Raw genomic sequence first — 15,375 nt, 5'->3', positions numbered from 1 at the left:
GTTCTTCCGGCCGACCGTGATCGTTCTTCATGCTTTCACTGCTCTTCTGCGCCCCGCTTCTCGCCAGATCGAGTATCGGCGCGATGTGACCCGCAACAACTCTTGAGAAATAATCCGCCGATTGCGTCTTGTCAATCACAAACCCAACGCTGCTTCGCAACGAAAGTTTATTCGAGCGCGTCTTCTATCCGAAGATGCTACGCCACCTTCTGTCGAGCGCGTTGCCGAACAAAAAGGTCGCGAAAGAGGGGCTCTCGTGCGAACGATCGTAGCCGACCAGTTCAACATACGCTTGGCCATCAATGACCTGTTCTTCGCGGCGCCCTGTGACTTCACACGCCCCTTCCCAGTAGATGACCATGGTCGTGCCGCGCGTGTCTAGTTCTTGATCTTCGAGCAGCGGGCGGACGGTGAGATCGAGCGAAAGGCGTGGGACCTGAATCTGCCAACCGCTCGGATAGATCGCGCCCGTATGAGGGCTACGCCACCGTCCGAGAACCTTCAACGAAAAGTCTTCGCGTTGCAGGTGTGTTGACCGTCCTTCAGCATCAACAAACGTCCCGCTCGAAAAGGCCGATGGCCGTCCGGCGCCGTCGCGTATATGGTAAACCATCAATTCCGTGTTATCCGAAAGTTGTAGGCTGAACCAGTCCCACCCGCGTTGATTTTCGGTCGCGCGCCACGTGCCGAACTCGCGATCCATCCACGCTTGTCCGGCGAACCTTTCAACGCGCCTGCGCCAAGCGATCTCACCTTCGGCGCTCATGCGCGTGAACGAGAAATAGCGCGACGCCTCGCCGTGATCTTTGAAGCTGACGCCGTTATGTCCGTTGAGCACAGGCGGCTTTTCCGGTTTCAACGCGACCTCGAACGTGAGATCATCGAGCGTGCCACGTAGGATGTGCAAGCCGTGAAGTTCGCGCGCCGTCCAATCGCCTAAGCGCAGGTAGTAGCGTCGCACGCTCGCGCCCGCTGGAAGTTCCCACGGGCCGTTGGCGCTTTTGCGATGGGCGTAGCGAAAGCGTCCGCAAGTGATGTCCGTGAGGGCAAAATGCGCAAGGTAGAGCGGATTAGCGATCAACCGCAACGGCACGACGCCGAAACGATCGAGATCGGTTCGACGCTTGAAAAAGACCCACTCGAAACCCAATCGTCGCCCGTTTTCGGTTTCGACGTGACCGGTGTAGTACCACCATTCAGTTTGCGCCTCTCTGTGCGCATACAAGTCGCGCGGCAATTCGACGCCGCGATGTTCCGTGCCGTCGCGCAACGTAGAGGCCGGGCCGACGATCAGATCAGCCAACTTATCCAAAGCTTGGGCGGCCAGACGTTCCACAGGGTTGCTGAACTCGATTTCCATCCTCGTTTCCATCTCAAGTCATGAAGATCCCTCTTTCGGTTCAAGAGCCAAAGAGCAGCTTAGCAGCGGAAGTTCGCGAAATTGTGCCGCTTTTGTGAAGTCACTCTGCGCGTGGCAGATCTGCGCGCGGGGCAACCATCAGCGTGCGCGCTCCGGCGACCGTCACGGTTCCAGGCGGCGCATTGCGCGGCTTTGAGATATGCTTTCGCCACGCGTAATGCACGGCGACCTTGCCGTCGGCGCGCGCTTGGCTGAAGGCTGCGGCCAACTGTGCCGCTTCGATCAACGTCCGCTGCGGTATCTCAGCGCGCTGCGGGTTACGCACCACAACGTGCGCGCCCGGGTAATCGGCAGCGTGCAACCATAGGTCGTGCGGACGCGCGAGGCGGAAGGTCAACAGATCGTTTTCGCTCGCGCCGCGCCCGACGAGTATTTCGTAGCCTTCGGAAGAGCGGTATCGTTTGATCCCGGCAGGGAGTTGGTCCTTTTTTACGCTTCGTTGTGCCGCGCGCACCGGTTCAGACGGCGAGATCCGGGCCAAGGCTTGCTCGTCGCGCGCTGCGCGTATCTGCTCAATGACAGCGCGGCGCGTTTCGAGTTCGCGCAATTCCGCCGCAATCTCTTCGACGCGTTTTTCGATCCGCTCCGCGGCGCGCTTGGCGCGCGCGTAGCGCGCAAAGCGCTGCTCGGCCTCCTGCTGCAAGCTCCGCCCCGCGCCGATTTCGACTTCAATCCAAGGGGCGTCATCGGCATAGAAGTCGCGGATGCGCACCTTCTCTCCAACCCTTTCCGCTGTTGTCAGGTTGGCGAGCAACAACTCGCCGATGCGCCGATGCTCTTCCACCTCGCCATGTGCGGCACGGTCTTCACGCAGATTATCGAGCAATCGCCGACGCTTCTCGATCTCGCGTTCCAAACGCGCGATCTCGTTGCGCACACGCTCGTCGAAGCGCCGTTCAGCCTCCAGTCGTAGGTAGTAATCGTCTGCCGCTTCGGACAAAGATCCGTGCGCGCCGCGCGCGAAGGGCGGAGGCTCACTCTTCTTCGCTGGGCGCGAGGTAGGCGCAAGGTACGGCTCTCCCGGCTGCTGTCCGCTCCCACGCAGAGCGCGAAGAGCGTCCGCGATCCGGCCTTGCTCGTCGAGCAGAAAGAGATTGGCTGAACGCCCGGTCAACTGCGCGACCAACATCCGCTTGCTCTCGCCGTTTTTGTCGAAGAGAAGGCGCACGATGCGATCGCTTTGGTCTTTGGTGATCGCGCGAAGCGTCGCCCCAACGAGGTATTTGCGCAGCAGGAGCAAAAAGTTGGATGGCGGCACAGCCCCTTTTTCAAGTTGGCGCACAGTGCGCCGAATCAAATAGAGGCGCGGCATCACGGGCGCAACCGAGATGAAGAGATAGCGCCCGTCCTTCAACCCGAAATCGAGCGCCAGATCCGTTGTCGCGAGCTGGAAGAGGCGAAACAGCCGCTTGCCTTGAATCGCGGACGCAACCTCGGCGATTAGCTCCTGCAGCAGTTCGTCATTCATCCTCGAATGATGTTATAAGCGATGGTGGCCCGATCAGACAAATCGCCAGCGCTGAGGAGTCTCGCGCGAGAAGTGGCTGAAATCGAGAGAGGATGCACATCTGAATTTCATCAGGGGTTAGCAAGAGCATGATCGAGTTTGGACCTGAAGTTTGCCGCGATTTTCATCGTGCGCTCGAACGCGAGTGGCTAGAGACCAACGGGCTCGGCGGCTACGCTTCTTCAACGCTCATGGGACTCAACGCGCGCCGTTATCACGGTCTGCTCATTGCAGCGACCAAGCCGCCGGTGGCGCGCACCCTGCTCTTATCGAAGTTTGAGGAGAGATTGCTCATCGACGGCGTACCGTTCGATCTTTCGACTAACGAATACGTCGGCGCAGTGCATCCGCAAGGTTTCCATCAACTCGCGCGTTTTCGCCTCGATCCTTTTCCCGTCTTCACCTACGAGGCGGCCGGCGTCGTGTTCGAAAAGAGCCTTTTCATGGTGCACGGCGAAAACAGCACGGTGGTTCAGTACGAACTAAGGGAATCGAATGCATCCGAAGTCGAGCTGCTCATCCGTCCGCTGGTCGCTTTTCGCAATCATCATCACCTTGCGCGTGAAGAGAGCAACGCCATCTTCGAGCTACGCGAGACCCCCAGCGGCGTGGCACTGCGCGGTCGCTCTTTGACGCTGCACTTCGCTTACGACACGGCGACGGTTGACCGAGCAAGCTACTGGTATCGGAACTTCATCTACCGCCGCGAAAGAGAACGTGGCCTCGACTTCGTCGAAGACCTTTTCAGTCCCTTTGCCCTCTGCTTTCGGCTACAAGCTGGTCGTCGCACGAGCATCATCGTATCCACCGAGGAGCGCGCGATCTCCGCGGCGGAACCGTTGCGCGCCGCGGAGATCGCGCGGCGAATGAAGATCTTGGCAGGCGCTCCGATGCGCGATCCTTTGGTCGAGCAGCTAACCGCGGCGGCGGACCAGTTCATCGTCGCCCGCGGCACGGGCAAAACCGTCATCGCCGGCTACCACTGGTTCAGCGATTGGGGACGCGACACCATGATCTCGCTTCCCGGCCTTGCGCATGCGACGCGCCGTTTCGACGCGGCGCGCGATATCCTGCGCGAATTCGCGCGCTGTGTCGACGGCGGCATGATCCCCAACCGCTTTCCCGATGAAGGCGAGGTGCCTGAGTACAACACCGTGGACGCGACGCTCTGGTTCTTCGAGGCCGTTCGCTCCTACGTGGTCAGTGCGCAAGATGAGGCGTTCGTGCGCGCCGAGCTATACGACGTGCTGAACGAAATCATCGATTGGCACGTGCGCGGCACGCGCTACTGCATACGCATGGACGACGACCATCTGCTCATGGCTGGCACGCCCGAAACGCAACTGACGTGGATGGACGCCAAGGTAGGCGATTGGATCGTAACGCCGCGTCATGGCAAGCCGGTCGAGATCCAAGCCCTTTGGTACAATGCGCTTCAAACGATGGCCGCTTTCGCCCACCGGTTCGGTGACAAAGCGCGCGCGCGCTATCTTCTGCGGCTCGCCGACGGCGCGCGTCGTAGCTTCAACCTCCTCTTTTGGAACGCGGAGACGGAATGCTTGTTCGATGTTGTCAACGTAATGGAGCGCGACCCGTCCGTTCGCCCCAATCAAATCTTCGCCGTGAGCCTTCACCACTCGATGCTCGATCTCGAACGAGCGCGCAAAGTGGTGGCCGTCGTCGAACGAGAACTTCTGACACCACGCGGACTGCGCACGCTCAGCCCGCGTGACCCGCGATACCGCGGGAGCTACGTCGGTGGACCGGTCGAACGCGACGGAGCCTATCACCAAGGCACGGTGTGGGCGTGGTTGATGGGACCATTTGTGACGGCTTACCTCAAGGTGTACGGCTCTTCGCCGACAACACGAGCAGCGGTTCGCCGTCTGTTGCGCGGCTTCAACGAACACTTGCGCGAAGCCGGCATCGGTCAGGTATCGGAGATCTTCGATGGCGACGCGCCGCACGCACCGCGCGGCGCCATCGCACAAGCTTGGAGCGTGGCCGAACTGCTACGCATCGCGGCGGAGCACGCAGAGGTGCTCCTCTCCGCAGAGCCGTGAAAGGCTCTGGGATCACATCGCTCGACAGCAATGGGCACGCCTAGCTATGCTCATAGCAGCACACCGCTCGACGAGCTTCAAGTCCCATTTCCGCTACCGGCCCGCGCTCTGTGCGGCGCGCTTGCGGTTGCCGCTTGCAACGTTAGACGGGGCGACCAAAGGCAAGTGAATGATGAAGCGCGTTCCCTTGCCCGCTTCGCTTTCGACCTCGATCTTGCCGCCGTGCTGCTCGACGATGCGCTTGACGATGGCGAGACCTAGGCCTGTACCGCGCTTTTTAGTCGTGAAGAACGGTTCGAAGATGCGCGCGCGCGTCGCCTCATCCATGCCACAGCCGAAATCCCGAATCGAAATGCTAGCCCAACCGGGCGACGAGGTGCCGTCGCGCAAGCATCGCGTCTCGATGATGAGAGCGCCGCCTTCGTCGCTCGCGTCGAGCGCGTTGGCCAATAGATTGACGAAGACCTCTTGCAACTGATCGGCGTCCCACAAACCGCTGATCGGCTGTTCTGCGTACCGGCGTTCGATGCGCGCGTTCTTTTCGGCGATGCGATCGCTAACGAGCGCGAGACTTTCCTCGAGCAACTGAGCGAGATCGACCTCGGAGAGCGAAAGCGGTTTGTGCCGCGAGTACTGCGTGACATCGAGCGTGATCTTGTTCAAGTGTTCGATGCCGCGCTCGACGAGCGCAATGGTCGAAAGCGCTTTCTCATCCGTCGTCATGTCGCGGAGCAACGTCACGCCCAAACGTATGCTGCCGAGCGGATTCTTGATCTCGTGCGCGACTTGCGCCGTAGCCTGTCCGACGGCGGCGAGCGCTTCGGTGCGGCGCAATTCGGCTTCCGCCTCAGCCGCTTCGGTCACGTCCACCATGGTGATCAAAGAGGCGCGCTCGCCGTCTATTTCGAGCGGCGAAGCGTAAACGTCGAAGGTCTGTGCGTCGCCGTTGCTTTCGGCATGAATCAACCAACGTCCGCAGTAAGTCGCTTGCGTCGGGTTGCACCGCGCTGCCGCTTCAAGCATGCGCATCGCCTCCGAGGAGGCGATCGGCTCGCTGATGGAGGAGCCGACGCGCGCTTTCTGGAAGATACGGAAGAAAGCTGCGTTGGCGCTTCGTATGCGTTCCTCCGTATCGATGACGGCGACGGCGCTCACCATGCCTTCGAGGATTTGCGCGCTCAAGCGGCGCTGCCGCTCAACCTCGCGCAAACTCTGGCGCGCTTGACGAAAACGCCTCTGCACCTCCCAAATCGTTCCCGCAGCAACTACCGCGCCCGTAAGCAAGGCGAGCAACGTTAACAACCTGATGCGGCTGGCCGCTTCGCGTTCGAGTTCTTCGCTTCGCCGGAGGATGTCGTCTTGCTCGCGTCCGAGGTCGCGCAGCATCTGATCGAGCGTCGTGTCCGCGGCGCGAAATCGCTCGAACCCCTCGAGCGAGAACCTTTCAGCATCTTCGGTCACCTCGATGAATTGCACTACCTGTTGGCGAAGACGTTCGCCAAGCGGAGTTTGACCGAGCGCCGTCCGGTCGAGCGTCGAGAGCAGCTCGCGCACATCGCCGCGCGCATTGCGCAAAGGCAGATCGAAGGGTGGACGCAGCTCGCGCCGCGCTTCAGCTTCAGCGCGCGCGCGCGCCTGATTGTTCAGCTCCGCGAGCGCCGTCCGCAATCGCAAGAGGAAGCTCAATTTGGCGGCGTGTCGTCGTTCGAGGTCAAGCGTCGTGCGACCGACCGCTTCCAGTCGTCGCACGCTGAAGAAGCCAAGGCCGATGACCAAGATGAGTAGCAACGCGAACCCGACGAGAAGCGGCGGAAGCGCCGGAGCGACGTCGTATTCAGCGCGCGCGGCGTTCTGGTTCTCGATGCGGCGGCGGTAGAGCGTGCGGCGCCCGGCTGGCTCGCGTGCCTCTTGCTGTTTTTCGCCCGTCGGCATAGAACGCAACGGTCGCTCGTCACCTGATGAGCAGCCTTCGTCTTCAGCCCGCGACCGTGGTCGCCGGCATCTCGTTCTGTAATGCCGGTTCGCCCGGACGACGATGCACGTGGCGATACAAGATGTCGCGTTGCTGTGGAGTGAAGCCGGCGTTTTCGATCAAGCGACGCAACGTCGCTTCATCAGCCCGAAAATGCGCGCCCGCCGCCGAGATGACGTTCTCTTCGATCATCACCGATCCCATATCGTTGGCTCCGAAACGGAGCGCCACTTGGCCGAGCCGCAATCCTTGCGTCAACCACGAAACTTGAATGTTCTCGATGTTGTCAAGGAAAAGGCGTGAGACGGCGAGCATCTTCAAGTAATCGACGCCGGTCGGTTCCTCTTTGATACGGCGGCCAAGCGCGGTGTTCTCCCGCTGAAAGGTCCACGGAATGAAGGCCGTAAAACCGCCCGTCTCGTCTTGCAGGTCGCGGATGCGCTGCAAGTGGCGCACGCGATGCTCAAGACGGTCGCCAATGCCGAACATCATGGTCGCTGTTGACCGCAACCCGACGCGGTGTGCGGCACGCATCACATCCAACCACTGTGCGGTCGTGCATTTGGTTGAAATCCGTCGCCGCACCTCGTCATCGAGGATCTCGGCGCCGCCGCCCGGCAAACTGTACAGTCCGGCCCCTTTCAATCGCGCGAGGACCTCTTCGTAAGACAGTTTCGAAATCAAGTGGATGTTGTGGATCTCCGGCGGCGAGAAACAATGCAACTGCAACTGCGGGTAACGCCCGTGGAGTTCGCGCAACAGTTCTTCATACCACTCGATGCCGAAATCAGGATGCAGTCCGCCCTGCATCAGGATGCCGGTCCCGCCTGCAGCGATCGTCTCGTCGATCTTGCGGCAGACCTCGTCAAGCGACAGCACGTAGGCGTCCTTCGCTCCGGGGCGACGGTAGAACGCGCAGAAAGTGCAGACAACGTTGCAGACGTTGGTGTAGTTGATGTTGCGGTCGATGATGTACGTGACGATTCCGTCCGGATGCAAACGCATCCGCATTTGATCGGCGGCAACCCCGATGCTCAAGAAATCATCCGAGGCGAGCAACGCCGCGCAATCATCCGCCGTCAAACGCTCGCCCGCCAACGCTCGGTCAAGGATCGGTCGAATATCTTTACTCATCTCCATCATCAGCTCTTCCAAAAACGGATTCTTTCTCCTTCCAATCCCCTCAGTTCGGAAAACGATTATACCTTGGCGCACGGGCTGAAGTCTCTCTACCAGATGGGCCGAGGATGCCGCCGACATGCGCTCGGACACCGAGCACCCGAATGTGCGCAAAGAGCAGCTCTATTGCTACTCTGCCGCGGGCAAGCTGACTGTGAAGGTCGTTCCCTTGCCCTCCTCGCTGCGCACGCGGATGTCGCCGCCGTGTCGTCGGACGATGGCGTAGCAGGTCGTCAAGCCCAATCCGGTCCCGCGTTCGCCTTTGGTCGTAAAGAGCGGATGGAAGATCTTCGCCATCACGTCGGGACTCATCCCGCAGCCGGTGTCGCTCACTTCCACCACGACGCGCCCATCTTCCGCCGAACTTTTTACCGTGATGCGGCCTTCGCCGCGAATGGCATCGACGGCGTTGCGCAACAGGTTGACGAAGACCTCACGCATCTCGGTCGCGCTCGCGCGCACGCGCGGCAGATTCGACCCTAGATCCGACTCCGTTTCGATCACGGCGCGGCGCTCGCGGCGCGCTTCGTAGATGTAATCTTCCATCCACGCGACCGAATCGCGGATCACGTCGTTTAGGTCGATCTCGGCGCGCTCGGTCCCTTCGGGTTTGTGGCGCGCGCTATCGCGTATTCGCTGGACCAGTTTAGCCCCATCGTCGCTCGCCTTGATGATCTTTTCGATGCGTCGGCGCAAAGCTTCATCCTCCGTCATCTCGAGCATCACCTCGGCATTGCCGCGAATGACCATCAGCAGGTTGCCGAAGTTGTGCGCGACGCCGGCTGCGACCTCGCCCAGTTCGCGCAAGTGTTCGGCGCGAATCAAGCGTTCACGCAGCGCCTTCTGTTCCGTCACGTCATTGACCGAGATCAGACAGAGGCGATCGCCTTTGTTCTCGAAACTGGTGAGCGCGATCTCGACTTCGCGCGGGTTATTGGGGAACGGGAAACGGAATTGAAAGTTAACGGTCCAACCGGGACGGCTCATCGCGTCTTGAAACCGCCCGTAGAAATCGCGCACTTGCGTGCAGGGGGCCACTTCGGTGAAGAAGTTCCGCCCGATAACGCTCTCCTTGCGCCGTCCAGCGATCTGTTCTTCGCGCGCGTTGTAGTAGAGGATCTTTCCTTCGCGGTCCACGACGATGATGCCGTAGGGCAAAAGATCGAGCGTGGCGAAATCTATGGCGTCGAGTTCAGTTAACGATTCAGTCCAAAACTCCATGGATCCTTCGCGCGTCAATCTTCGTTGAATAGCAGCGGGCGTTTTATAGGAGCCAGACCATGCTTGTACGCTAGATGAAAGAATAGTTCAAGTCCAGCGCGCATCCTCTCATCAAGAGCGAAGCTGATGTTTTGCAGCAAGTACTCGCGCAATTCATCCTCTGGCAAAGACAGGCGCGGAAGGTATTCGGCGATGATCTCATCAAGGTGCGCCAAGCCCTCATCGCGCGCGAGGACGAAGTCTTGCCCGCGAACGCTCGTCCCATAGCGCGTCATCCACATCGCAAAGACGAAGCCGAGTCCGGTCCGTTCGCGCCAAACCGCAGCCAGATCGTAGACGCGCCGCCCGCGCCGCTCGAAGCTCATCGCCGGATCGCCAATGAGCAACGCTGCGTCATGCTCGCAAAGCATTCCTTCGATGTCCGGAGCTGCTGGGACGAACCGCGGTTCGCGCCCGATGAACTCGCGGAAGATGATTTGCACCAGCGCCGCTGAAGTGCGCGAAGAGCGATCGAGTGCCACCGTGTGCACCTCATCCAACGCCATACCGCGCGTTGCGATGACGACGCTACGCACGCGCTCTTGTGCGCCGACGCAGACGCCGGGGATGAGTCGCGTATCGGAAATTCGCAGGTACTCGATGACGGGCACCAAAGCGACCTCCACGTCGCCGCGTGCCAGCATCTCGGCGCAACGCGCTGGAGCCGCATCGGTCCACAAACGCACGCGCTCGCGCAACGAGCCGCGTCGAAAGCTCCAGATGAGCGGCGCCGAGTTGAGATAGCTCGAAGCGGCGATGCGCAGCCGACCCTGAACGATGTCGCGCCCTTCCACCAAAAGATGATGCTACTTCAGACGCTACTCCGCCGCAATGCCGGAACGCGGCAGCAAAGATGCCGCCCGGTCTTCTCATCTCCCCGCTCGCCGCCATCGCGCTCTAGCTTATCATGGGATGCATCTTGCAACCGCGAGCGACGACGGTTGAACGGCTTCTGGTCATAAAAAGCCCATACCATCTCTGATTGACACCGCAAGTCTCAACGGCTAGATTAACCACTGTCCAGATGCGCATTTACGACATAAGCCTTCCGATAGATCAGCGAACGCCTATCTATCCGGGCGATCCAGCGATACAGATCGAAGCGCACGCTTCGATTGATCGCGGCGACGTGGCCAACGTCACCGCGCTTCGCTTCGGCGCGCATACGGGAACACACGTCGATGCGCCGGCCCATTTCATCGCTGGCGGAGCCGGGGTCTGCGCTCTTTCGTTGGAAGCGATGATCGGTTGCGCGCGCGTCATCGAAATCCCCGCAGATGCGCAGGCGGTTTTGCCAGAACATTTGACGGAGATCGGCGAAAGCGTTCGCGTGCTCTTTAAAACGCGCAACTCATCGCTTTGGACGCAAAGCGTCGGGAGCTTCCGAACCGATTACGTCTACCTTTCGTCCGAAGCGGCCCGCGTGCTGGTCCAGCGGGGCGTGCGTTTGGTTGGCATCGATTATCTGTCGGTCGAACGATACGGCGCAGGAGATTTTTCGACGCATCTCACGCTGCTCGCAAACGGCGTGGTCATCGTCGAAGGACTCGACCTTTCAGCGGTTGCTCCCGGCACATACGATCTGATCTGCTTGCCGCTACGTATCGCAGGCGGCGCTGGCGACGGCGCGCCAGCCCGCGTTGTGCTCATCGAATCGGACGGCCCGAAGTGACAGCTCGACTCTGAAGTCGAATATGTGTTGGTCATCGCCAGCAGGCATCGGCGAACAGCGATGCGAATCCTCCTCGACCTATCGTCGCGCAAAGTTTAGTCCCTAGCAAGTTCAGCGAACTGCGTCAAACGGATATGTCCGGCAAAAAGGGAGCGAAAAAGCGTCTAGGGCAGAAGGTCTCCAGCCACGAGCGAGATTCGTCCGCAAAGCCGTTTCGACGACGCGGCGAGAGAGTTCATCGTGGCGCGGGCTATCCATTGCCCGCGCAAAGCAGGCGCGCCGGTCAATCCACCGAAAACACTGAACGCAATGCGGAATCCGCATATCGCCGACGAGTCTTCGAGATCGTGCGGCGTATTCCGGCGGGGCGCGTTATGACCTACGGACAGATCGCTGCGCTTTTGGGCGAAGGTTACACGGCGCGCACGGTCGGCTTCGTCATGCATGCGGCGGACGACGCGATTCCGTGGCATCGCGTCATCAACGCGCAAGGGATGTGTTCAACAACGCGCATCATGTTGCCCCCTGACAAGCAGCAACGCCTACTTGAAGCGGAAGGCGTTGAGTTCGACGTGCGCGGCAGGTGCGAGCTTGCGCGTTACCTTTGGCATCCAGAAGTCCGCGGACCGAAGATGCGTTTGCATGTCCAATCCGAGCGTCGCTAGAACATCCGTAATCGCCGCGAATCAGGTCTGAGCAAAAACGCAGTCACTAGGCCGCGCATTTTTGCCCCTCCTTCATTGCCCCAGTATCCTCGGTCCAACCCAAAACACCTCGAACAGCTCTTTGAGCTTCTCGTATGGCACTTTCTCCGACTGGCAGTCTCTACACGGCCCACAAGGATTATACATCTCGATGAACATCCTCCCTTCGATCTCATACACTCCACCGACTACATACGCATGCTTCCCTGTTTCAACCTCTCCTCTTAGCTACCCGTCCCAACTACAACCGGACCGCTCAGCACCGCTCGCTCCAGAGTCGCGAAGTCGTAGTTTGCCGGACTCTTCGCCACCGCGTCGCCGCCTAAAGAGCCTCCAACGCTTCGCCTGAACTCCCGCCGTCGTTGATCTTGTCATAGCCCCCCTTTAACTTGGCATAGGCTTTCTCGATCACCAGCGGCCAAGTCTCTTGCTCATCCCCAAGAACATCACCGATCTTCGTGTGCCCATCGTCCATCGGATAGTCGCGGGCGCTCACTTCGTACTTCTACCGCACGATAGCTGTTCAGTAGTCGCCCCGGCTCTCACCAGCCAGCGCAAGCTATTAAAGACTTCACGCAGAGAATAAACTCGCTGCGGCGCATCTTCCGTCATCAAGGTCAAGTAAGGGGCAACAAACGCCCATTCCTCGTCACTGACATCACTCGGATATGGTTTTCGGCTCATCCACCCAAATTACCAAATCCGAAAGTTCATAACAGGCTCTAGAGTGACTGAACCTACCTGGACAATGACCTCGTCTAGCAGACCGGCGTCGTAGAACTGACTGGCAAGGTCTCCCCGCCCACAATCCAGATGTTCTTCGAGCCCGCCGCTTTGCTCATTTCAGCGTGAACAGGCCGCATATCACCTTGACGAAGCGCGTGTTCGCCCCTTCAATCGATGGAAGCACTCGGCTGGAGAAGATCCAAGCTAGCTGGGCGTAAGGCCATGGCGATCCCATTTCGGCGGCCACCTTGTCAGCATAACGCAGGATCCACTCGTAGGTTGCTGAACCCATCGCCAATGCACCGACCTCAGCGATGAAAGCCGGATAGCTCGTGTCGTTCGCATCGCCCAGCGGGAACAGCCAGTCCAAAGAGTCATCTTCGGTGGCGATGAATCCGTCGAGACTCGTCGCTGTATAGTATTGTGTCTTCATAAAGGCGAGTACCTCCGTGTTGCAGCTCTTGCCACCTAACGCGCTGGCATTCGCCCGCCCGCGCCACGCCAAAGACAACATCAAAGAGACCGCACAACGATGATGAGAAGCAAGCTGGCGCTGGTCGGGTGAAACGACTTGTTGGGCAACGCCGTCAGTAGAAGATGCTTTTATGAAGATATGAAGAATGGCCGCAAGTTTATGACCCACGGCGATCCTTTTTAGCGCGCAACTGAATTGTTTGTTGATGTTACTGATCAAGCATTGGCGGAGCTGCTGAACACACTGTCTCAGTGCAAGACCTTCCGTTATTTGTGACGCTACAGAAGAATCCCTTTTTATATGAGCTGCACTGAAAACTTTCAACCTCGGTATTGTAGATACAACCCTGATTGGCGCATCCTGATTCCTCATCTAGGCGATGATTACGCAAGGCTAAATTTGATTTCCCTCCCACCCAGGCTGACTCATCTGCGTACTTAACCTCGCCAACGGAAACTTCTATCCTGTAATTTCCGTTTAGTTCCCCACCCTTTAATAAGGGCTCGTGTACTTTTGCGAACGAGACTATCGGATAGTTCAACTCACTTCCTTTTCCTGCCGTCAACCAAATGCCGACCAGATCAGTATCACCTTGCAGCAGGACACTCTCTGGATTTTTAGTATCGGTTAACTCCCAATGTAATCTCACCGCAATGATATCTTTAGAACCCTTATTTAAGAGTGTAACTTTAGCAACGGTCAAACCCTTGTCCGCATCTGTCGTTACGCTGTATATCTGAACCGGGGAAGACCCAGTTGTTGAGCTAGAAGATGGACCGGCGGTTAATGTCCACTTGCCACGCGGCAACTTAGCCTGCGAGTTTTGCCCGTTAGTTGCTAAAACAGCCCCAGTCAAGGCTGCAAAAGCGATGATTATAAGGATTGTATAAAAACGTCGTTTAGGTCTTCGATTAATCATTTTCATTTCTCCTATGGGTAATGTCCCGTCAAGTGGTGTAATTTCACCGTTTGTGACGTCGTTGACTTTGCCCCCGCCAGGTGAGTTTGTCGACCTTTGTTTACTCTAGCGACCCATCAGCGCGATCGTCAAGCTACCCGCCAGGGGAGTTTGACGATCGTTGTCGCTCGGTCAAGGGGCGCTGCGCTCGTCATTGTGGGAGCCCCTTGACGTCGCTCCTTTCGGTCGAATTTGGGCACCTGGGGAGCAAGCCAAAGTTTGCGTGCCGCATACCACGCCACCTCTCCATCGCTATTTCTGCAGCGCCACCTCTGCTGTCAGCAGTGCTTGGTCTGGCTTCAATCTCGCCATGGACTCCAGGCTGAAGTAGTGCCGGGATACCATCCACTCCTCGTGCTGCTCCTGCAGTATGGCTCCCATCAGACGCAGTACGGAGTTCCGGTTTGGGAAGATTCCGACGACGTCCATCCGCCGCCTCATCTCCCGATTCAGGCGCTCCAGTGGATTCGTGGAGCAGATCTGTCGCCAATGCTCGTCTGGCAGTGCCATGAATCTCTCGGAGCTAAAGCGCTTGAACGGCACGATTTGATCTGTCGCCAATGCTCATCTGGCAGTGCCATGAATGCCAGCACGTCGTCCTCGTCCGCCTGCAGGATCTTCATGGCCTTCGGAAACTTGTCTTGGAGCTGTTTGACGCGCGACGCAACTGTGCTCTGGCCGCCTTCTGTGTGGGCTGTGCGAAGATGTTCCGGATGATCGCTGCTACCATGGACTGCTGCTGAAGTGCGCCACCTGGCTGAGCACGTGCCGAATGGTGTGCGCCTTGCGCCGCTGCCACACGCGCCCCAGTGAGCACCTCCGACATCGCCTGCCGCAGGTCCAGATGAGCGTCGCTGACAACCATCCTGACGCCTCACAGGCCACGCTGCTTACGGGTCATGCAGAAACTGGGTCCAAAAGGCACCATCCTCGCTCGTTCCGATACCCTTCTGCCGCGCCGAACGGATAAAATACAAGCCTCCCCGATTTATCAAGCTGAAGGATCGGCAGACTTGATAGGATTTGCTTATTCAAGATTGACTCGGCAACTTCCTTCAAGGAAGTGTAATCCTTCAACGCGCGAAACTCTTTGCTCGGCTTGTATTTCTTTTATTTCTTTGCGGCTAAATCAGCAATGCGATACTCCGTGTAGAGCGCTATGCCTTCCTGCCAAAGCTGAAACGAAAATACCTATAATCACCAGGACTAAGCATCTGCTGGAACGCTCGACGAGCTCCAATGTATGCTTTGAGCTTTACCGAGAACTCCGAACTGTTTTTAGCCCGTAGGGCTTCCGCAAGTAATTTACTCAAAGCGGAGAACTGTTCTTTGACTTGAGCGTCTTTGTAAGGAAACGCAAAATTCAGCATCCACATTCCCGTCTGGTCGCCGCGAGATAAATTTAATGCTTCAACGTCCGCGTAGTAGGTCGGCTGAGA

At 58.6% G+C, this 15,375-nt stretch carries 11 protein-coding genes and 3 pseudogenes; 3 read left to right on the top strand and 11 right to left on the bottom strand.

What is annotated here, in order from left to right; translation table 11 throughout:
• Positions 1–184: 184 nt before the first annotated feature.
• A complete protein-coding gene (locus tag C4334_RS03135) occupies positions 185–1,360 on the bottom strand; it encodes a lipocalin-like domain-containing protein (protein WP_352430624.1) in 1,176 nt (391 codons plus the stop codon).
• A gap of 100 nt (positions 1,361–1,460) precedes the next feature.
• Positions 1,461–2,888, bottom strand: coding sequence for an NFACT RNA binding domain-containing protein (locus C4334_RS03130; RefSeq protein ID WP_352430623.1), 1,428 nt, complete (start codon positions 2,886–2,888; stop codon positions 1,461–1,463).
• Between the two features lie 128 nt (positions 2,889–3,016).
• Between C4334_RS03130 and C4334_RS03125 the strand changes: the two genes are divergently transcribed.
• Positions 3,017–4,990 (top strand): amylo-alpha-1,6-glucosidase, encoded by a 1,974-nt coding sequence (locus tag C4334_RS03125; RefSeq protein WP_352430622.1) that lies wholly within the window; start codon positions 3,017–3,019, stop codon positions 4,988–4,990.
• Between the two features lie 93 nt (positions 4,991–5,083).
• Here the strand turns inward: C4334_RS03125 and C4334_RS03120 are convergent, their stop codons facing one another.
• From C4334_RS03120 to C4334_RS03105, 4 genes are all read right to left on the bottom strand, one after another.
• Entirely contained in the window at positions 5,084–6,922 is a 1,839-nt protein-coding gene (locus C4334_RS03120; RefSeq protein WP_352430642.1) for a two-component system sensor histidine kinase NtrB, read from the bottom strand.
• A gap of 43 nt (positions 6,923–6,965) precedes the next feature.
• Positions 6,966–8,102: a cyclic dehypoxanthinyl futalosine synthase gene (gene mqnC / locus C4334_RS03115; protein WP_502943387.1), complete on the bottom strand. Its 1,137-nt coding sequence runs from the start codon at positions 8,100–8,102 to the stop codon at positions 6,966–6,968.
• A 168-nt stretch (positions 8,103–8,270) separates the two neighbouring features.
• Entirely contained in the window at positions 8,271–9,362 is a 1,092-nt protein-coding gene (locus tag C4334_RS03110; RefSeq protein ID WP_352430620.1) for a two-component system sensor histidine kinase NtrB, read from the bottom strand.
• A gap of 14 nt (positions 9,363–9,376) precedes the next feature.
• Entirely contained in the window at positions 9,377–10,195 is an 819-nt protein-coding gene (locus C4334_RS03105) for a menaquinone biosynthetic enzyme MqnA/MqnD family protein (protein WP_352430619.1), read from the bottom strand.
• A gap of 230 nt (positions 10,196–10,425) precedes the next feature.
• Here C4334_RS03105 and C4334_RS03100 point away from each other — a divergent pair, with 230 nt between their 5' ends.
• Entirely contained in the window at positions 10,426–11,073 is a 648-nt protein-coding gene (locus C4334_RS03100) for a cyclase family protein (RefSeq protein WP_352430618.1), read from the top strand.
• 134 nt (positions 11,074–11,207) lie between these two features.
• Positions 11,208–11,738: an MGMT family protein gene (locus C4334_RS03095; protein WP_352430617.1), complete on the top strand. Its 531-nt coding sequence runs from the start codon at positions 11,208–11,210 to the stop codon at positions 11,736–11,738.
• A 361-nt stretch (positions 11,739–12,099) separates the two neighbouring features.
• On the opposite strand, the gene C4334_RS03090 is transcribed toward C4334_RS03095, so the two are convergent.
• From C4334_RS03090 to C4334_RS14770, 5 genes and pseudogenes are all read right to left on the bottom strand, one after another.
• Complete coding sequence (locus C4334_RS03090; protein WP_352430616.1) at positions 12,100–12,273, bottom strand: C2 family cysteine protease; 174 nt, start codon at positions 12,271–12,273, stop codon at positions 12,100–12,102.
• 35 nt (positions 12,274–12,308) lie between these two features.
• Positions 12,309–12,461 (bottom strand): annotated as a pseudogene (locus tag C4334_RS03085) (transposase); the annotation flags it as partial.
• Positions 12,462–12,500: 39 nt separating this feature from the next.
• Positions 12,501–12,936, bottom strand: a pseudogene (locus C4334_RS03080) (dihydrofolate reductase family protein); the annotation flags it as partial.
• Positions 12,937–13,186: 250 nt separating this feature from the next.
• The gene (locus C4334_RS03075; RefSeq protein ID WP_352430615.1) at positions 13,187–13,897 is read right to left on the bottom strand and encodes a hypothetical protein; all 711 of its coding nucleotides are present in this window, start codon (positions 13,895–13,897) and stop codon (positions 13,187–13,189) included.
• Positions 13,898–14,188: 291 nt separating this feature from the next.
• Positions 14,189–14,880 (bottom strand): annotated as a pseudogene (locus tag C4334_RS14770) (transposase); the annotation flags it as partial.
• Positions 14,881–15,375 lie beyond the last annotated feature (495 nt).

It is taken from the genome of Pyrinomonas sp. (assembly GCF_040289685.1).
In the GTDB taxonomy this organism is placed as follows: Bacteria; Acidobacteriota; Blastocatellia; order Pyrinomonadales; family Pyrinomonadaceae; genus Pyrinomonas.
The sequence above is the reverse complement of the archived record's forward strand: the minus strand, read 5'-3'. Positions and strand labels throughout refer to the sequence as shown.